Genomic DNA, 6,122 nt, shown 5'->3' on the forward strand with positions numbered 1-6,122 from the left:
GCAGCGCGGCCCAGCGGGCGGCGCAAGGCAGCAGCATGGCCCAGTCCAGCGACGCGGCCCAGCGGGCCCGCACAAGGCAAAGTATGGCCCGGGCCTGCGACGCTGCACGGCCCAGCGGGCAGCGGGCAGCGGGCAGCGGGCAGCGGGCAGCGGGCAGCGTATGACCCGGGCCTGCGACGCCGGCGCGGCCTCGCGGCGGCACAACGCAGTGGAATGACCCAGCCCAGCGACACGACGCGGCATGACCAGACGGGCAGCGCGGTTCAGCGACCCGGAACAACCCCGCGACGCGGTCCAGCGACGCAGCGTCCGGATTGCAGGGTTTGCGGTGGCGGGCGGGCTGCCAGAGGCCGTCACCGACGTCGCCAGCGATTCCTGCGTTCCCGGCGCCCACGCCCCCACGGTCCTGCTGCGGGGGCGTGCCGCAGGGCCGGTTAGGCGCCTGAAGTTACGCGGTAGGCGTCGAAGACGCCGTCTACCTTTCGGACTGCTGCTACCAGGTGGCCCAGGTGCTTCGGGTCGGCCATTTCGAAGGTGAAGCGGCTCACCGCCACCCGGTCGCGGGTTGTGGTCACTGTCGCGGACAGGATGTTGACGCGTTCCTCGGACAGCACCCGGGTCACGTCGGCCAGGAGCTTGTGCCGGTCCAGCGCCTCCACCTGGATGGCGACCAGGAATGTCGATGCCGATGTCGGCTTCCAGCTCACCTCGACCACGCGTTCGCTCTGGTCGCGGAGGTCTTCCGCGTTGGCGCAGTCCTCGCGGTGGACGCTGACGCCGCCGGAGCGGGTCACGAAGCCGAACACCGCGTCGCCCGGGACCGGGGTGCAGCAGCGGGCCAGTTTCACCCAGACGTCGCTGACGTCCTTGACGACCACACCGGGGTCCTGGGCGGTGCTGCGGTTGCGGGGCGGGCGGGTCGCGACGGCCGTTTCGGCGATGTCCTCGACTGCGCCTTCCTCGCCGCCGAAGCCGGCGACCAGCTTCTGCACGACCGACTGGGCGGAGACCGTGTTCTCACCGACGGCCGCGTACAGGGAGGCGACGTCGGCCAGGTGCAGGTCGCGGGCGATGGTCGTCAGGTTGTCGCTCGTCAGCATGCGCTGCAGGGGCAGGCCCTGCTTGCGCATCGCCTTGACGATCGCCTCCTTGCCGTCCTCGATCGCTTCCTCGCGGCGTTCCTTGTTGAAGTACTGGCGGATCTTGGTGCGGGCGCGCGGGCTCTTGACGAAGCCGAGCCAGTCCTGGGTCGGGCCGGCGGTGGCGGACTTCGAGGTGAATATCTCGATGACGTCGCCGTTGGACAGTGTGGACTCCAGCGGCACGAGCTTGCCGTTCACCCGGGCGCCGATGGTCTTGTGGCCGACCTCGGTGTGCACCGCGTACGCGAAGTCCACCGGCGTCGAACCGGTCGGCAGCGGGATGACGTCGCCCTTGGGGGTGAAGACGTACACCTCCTGGCTGGACAGGTCGAAGCGCAGCGCGTCCAGGAACTCGCTCGGGTCGCTGGCCTCGCGCTGCCAGTCCAGCAGCTGGCGCAGCCACGTCATCTCGTCGATGTGCGCGGGCGGGCCGACGATCGTCGCGCCCTTCTGCTCCTTGTACTTCCAGTGCGCGGCGATGCCGAACTCCGCCGTACGGTGCATGGCGAAGGTCCGGATCTGCATCTCGACCGGCTTGCCGGTCGGGCCGATGACCGTCGTGTGCAACGACTGGTACATGTTGAACTTCGGCATCGCGATGTAGTCCTTGAACCGGCCCGGCACCGGCTGCCAGTTCGCGTGGATGACACCCAGCGCGGCGTAGCAGTCGCGGACCGTGTCGACCAGGATGCGCACGCCGACCAGGTCGTAGATGTCGTTGAAGTCGCGGCCCCGGACGATCATCTTCTGGTAGATCGAGTACAGGTGCTTGGGCCGGCCGGTCGTCTCCGCCTTGATCTTGGCCGACTTCAGGTCGAGCTGCACCCGCTGGGTGACCTGGCGCAGCAGCGCCTCCCGCTGCGGCTGGTGCTCGCCGATCAGGCGGTTGATCTCCTCGAAGCGCTTGGGGAACAGCGTGCCGAACGCGAGGTCCTCGAGCTCCCACTTGATCGTGTTCATACCGAGGCGGTGGGCCAGCGGTGCGAGGATCTCCAGCGTCTCCTTGGCCTTCTGCTCCTGCTTGGCGCGGGGCAGGAAGGTCAGGGTACGCATGTTGTGCAGCCGGTCGGCCAGCTTGATCACCAGGACCCGCGGGTCCTTGGCCATCGCGACGACCATCTTGCGGATCGTCTCGGCCTTGGCCGCGTCGCCGAGCTTGACCCGGTCGAGCTTGGTGACGCCGTCGACCAGCAGCGCGACCTCGCCACCGAAGTCGGCCTTCATCTGCTCCAGGCCGTAGTCGGTGTCCTCGATCGTGTCGTGCAGCAGGGCGGCGACCAGCGTCGTGGTGTCCATCCCGAGGTTGGCCAGGATGGTGGCGACCGCGAGCGGGTGGGTGATGTACGGGTCACCGGACTTGCGGTACTGCCCCGAGTGCCAGCGGGCGGCGACGTCGAAGGCCCGCTGCAGCGCGCGCCCGTCCGCCTTGGGGTGGCTGGCCCGGTGGGTCGCGATCAGTGGCTCGAGCACCTCGCTGACCTGGGTGCTCTGCCACGGCGCGTTGAAGCGCGCCAGCCTCGCCCGGACCCGTCGCCCGGTGGGCGCACTGGCCAGCCCGAAGCTGCTGCTCGGCTCGTCGGCCGGGGACAGCGGCTGGGTGGACTCGAGGTCGTGCGTCTCCCCGGTGACCGGGGCCTCGGACTTCGGGGCTTGCTCAGCCTCGGGCGCCTTCGCGCCGGTCGGCTGCACCGTGCCCTCCGTCGGAGGGGCGACGTCGCTGGACACCGGCCTCCTCACACCATCGCCGGGACCACCGGTCGTCCTCGACCGGTCCGGTCCACCACCATTGCTCACCTAGCTGAGAACGTCATCCTACCCGCCCCCACTTCCCGGATGGCCCGGCCCGATCCGCCGAAACCGTGCCACCACCGGGGGCAGATACGGATCAAACGGTCAGCAGAGCATGGACCGTACGCGGGGCCAGCCGCTTGCGGCCGTCGAGAAAGCCCAGCTCCATCAGCACCGTGAAGCCGGAGACCGTGCCACCGGCCCGTTCGACCAGGTCCAGCGCCGCGCCGGCCGTCCCGCCGGTGGCCAGTACGTCGTCCACCACCAGCACCCGCTGACCGGCCACGAACGCGTCCTCGTGGACCTCGAGGGTCGCCTCGCCGTACTCCAGGGCGTACGAGGCGGAGTGGGTCTTGCGGGGCAGTTTGCCGGCTTTGCGCACCGGTACGACGCCCTTGCCGGTGGCGTAGGCGATGGCCGCGGCGACCACGAAGCCGCGCGCCTCCACGCCCGCCACCACGTCGAACGAGCCGGCCCCGTGGTACGCCACGATGCCGTCGATCACCTGGCGGAACACCACCCCGTCGGCGAACAGCGGCATCAGGTCCTTGAAGACGATGCCGGGCTTGGGGAAGTCCGGTACGTCCAGCACCCGGCTCGCCACCAGCTCCGCAACCTCGGGACCGCTGTCCCCGCGTACCTCGTCAGTCTGGGTCACGCGGACAGCCTAGACAGGCCGACGGCCCGCCACCGACGCGGTGGCGGGCCGTCCTTAAAACGTCGTGCTCAGCGGCGCTTCTGGCCACCGCTGGGCCGGTTGCCCGCACCCCCGCTACGCGGGTTGTTGCGCTTGGCGGCGGGCCGCACCCCGGGCCGCGGCGTGGAGGAGCCGGCGAGAGCCGGAACCTCCTCGGCCGGGGTCGCACCGGCCGGGCGGTTGCGCTCGCCGCGGGCCACGTCGCCGGAGCGGACCCCGGAACGACGGGCCAGCACCCGGGCGGTGTGGGCCTTGATCCGCGGCTCCTGGTCCTTCAGGGCGGCCAGCGTCGGCGCCGCGAACATGATCGAGGACAGGACGCCGAGACCCATGCCGACGAACAGCACCAGGCCGAGGTCCTTCAGCGAACCCGCGCCCAGCAGGCCGGCCCCGATGAAGAGCAGACCGCCTACCGGCAGCAGCGCCACCAGACCGGTGTTGATGGAACGCATCAGGGTCTGGTTGACCGCGAGGTTGGTCGCCTCGCTGTACGTCTGGGTGCTGCCCGCGGTGATGCCGCGGGTGTTCTCCTGCACCTTGTCGAACACCACGACCACGTCATAGAGCGAGAAGCCGAGAATCGTCAGGAAGCCGATCACCGTGGACGGCGTGACCTCGAAGCCGACCAGCGAATAGACGCCCGCCGTCAGCACGAGGTCGAGCAGCAGTGAGGCGACGGCCGCGACCGCCATCCGCCACTCGAACCGCACGATCAGATAGCCGAGCACCAGCACCAGGAAGATGGCCAGACCCAGGAGCGCCTGCCGGGTCACCTGGGTGCCCCAGGCCGCGGAGACCCGGTTGTCGCTGATGTCCCCGGCCGGCACCTTGAGGTCGGCCACCAGCGCGTTCTTGACGGCGGTCGACTCGTCCTGGGTCAGCGCCTCGGTCCGGACCGTGTAGGTCGCGTCCGGGCCGTTGCCGACCTTCTGCGCGGTGCCGATGTCGGCCGCCTCGGCCACGCCGGCGGTCTCGACCGCGCGGGCGACGGCGCTCTGCGCCTCGGGCTGGCTGCCGACGCTGGCCGGGATCACGAACTGGGTGCCGCCGGCGAACTCGATACCGAGGTGGAAATTCCGGAACACGAAGCTGCCCAGCGCGACGAGAACCAGCGCACCGGCGATCGCGAACCACAGCTTGCGGCGACCGACGATGTTCAGGTTCGCCTCGCCACGGTAGAGGCGGTCGGCAAAACCCTTGCTGGCCATGTCAGGCCTCCTTGACGTCGGTCGGGGCGCGCTTGAGGGCGCGGCCGAGGCCGCTGACCCGCGGCGACATGAACGCCTTGGTGTTGGCGAACATCGTCATGATCGGGTGCCGGAAGAGGAACACCACGACCAGGTCGAGGATCGTGGACAGGCCCAGCGCGAAGGCGAAGCCCTTCACCGCGCCGATCGACACGATGTAGAGCACCACCGCGGCCATGATCGTGATGGTGTTCGCGGAGATGATGGTACGCCGCGCACGGGCCCAGGCCCGGGGGACGGCGCTGCGCGCACTGCGCCCCTCGTGGATCTCGTCCTTGAGTCTCTCGAAGTAGATGACGAACGAGTCCGCCGCCACACCGAGCGAGACGATGAACCCGGCTATGCCGGCCAGGGTGAGCGTGAAGCCCGTGGCCCGGCCCAGCACGACCAGCGCGCCGAAGGTGAGCAGACCCGACAGGATCAGGCTCAGGAAGATGACGGTGCCCAGCAGCCGGTAGTAGAAGAACGAGTAGATCGCGACCAGGCCCATACCGATGGCGGCGGCCAGCAGACCGGCTTCGAGCTGCTGCTTGCCCAGCGTCGCGGAGACCGACTGGGTGGCGGCCGGCTCGAAGGTGACCGGCAGCGCGCCGTACTTGATCTGGTCGGCGAGCTCCTTGGCCGAGGTGGCGTCGAACTGGCCGGTGATCTGCGACTGGCCGGTCAGCACGCCCTGGATCTCGGGGGCGGAGATGACCGTCTTGTCGAGCACCACGGCGACGAGGCAGTGCGTCGCGCCGGTGGACAGCGCCTGCGCGGCGGCCACGCAGGTGTCGTTGGCGGCCGGCTGGAACGCCTCGCGGGTGAGCGCGGTCCACTTGGCCTGGCCCGGGCCGGTGAAGTCCAGGGAGACGACCCACTGGCCCTGCTGCTGGTCGAGCTGCGGGGTGGCGGTGTCGATGTCCGTACCGATGACCTTGGCGACGTCGAGGTACATCTTCGCCCCGCTCTGGCAGGCGACGACCTTCGAGTTGATCGCGTCGATCGCGCCGTTCGGCCGCTTGTCGAGCTGGTTCTCGCAGCCGATCGTCGGGACGTTGAACTGCATCTCCGGCGTCAGCGCGTTGACTTCCTGGGCGCTGAGCGTGCCGAACGCCTTGAACTGCACGCCGGCCGTCGGGTCGGTGGACAGGTCCACCGGGTCGGTCAGCTTCTCGGCCGCGGCCCACGCCTTGGCGCCGACCTTCTTCTCGATGGCCGCGCGCTGCGTCTTGATGTCGGCCGGCACCGGGGCCGGGGCCGCCGCCG

At 69.9% G+C, this 6,122-nt stretch carries 4 protein-coding genes; all 4 read right to left on the bottom strand.

The window, feature by feature from the left end; genetic code table 11:
- Window positions 1–434: 434 nt before the first annotated feature.
- On the bottom strand, window positions 435–2,867 hold the full coding sequence (locus tag AB0C29_RS29115; RefSeq protein WP_360826573.1) for a bifunctional (p)ppGpp synthetase/guanosine-3',5'-bis(diphosphate) 3'-pyrophosphohydrolase: 2,433 nt from the start codon (window positions 2,865–2,867) through the stop codon (window positions 435–437).
- Between the two features lie 160 nt (window positions 2,868–3,027).
- On the bottom strand, window positions 3,028–3,588 hold the full coding sequence (locus tag AB0C29_RS29120) for an adenine phosphoribosyltransferase (RefSeq protein WP_360826576.1): 561 nt from the start codon (window positions 3,586–3,588) through the stop codon (window positions 3,028–3,030).
- 68 nt (window positions 3,589–3,656) lie between these two features.
- Window positions 3,657–4,835, bottom strand: a complete 1,179-nt coding sequence (secF, locus tag AB0C29_RS29125) for a protein translocase subunit SecF (RefSeq protein ID WP_360826579.1) — start codon at window positions 4,833–4,835, stop codon at window positions 3,657–3,659.
- Between the two features lies 1 nt (window position 4,836).
- The coding region (secD, locus tag AB0C29_RS29130; RefSeq protein WP_360826582.1) for a protein translocase subunit SecD at window positions 4,837–6,122 on the bottom strand (1,286 nt) is incomplete at its 5' end.

The sequence above is a fragment of the Actinoplanes sp. NPDC048791 genome (assembly GCF_040650095.1).
Lineage (GTDB): Bacteria > Actinomycetota > Actinomycetes > Mycobacteriales > Micromonosporaceae > Actinoplanes.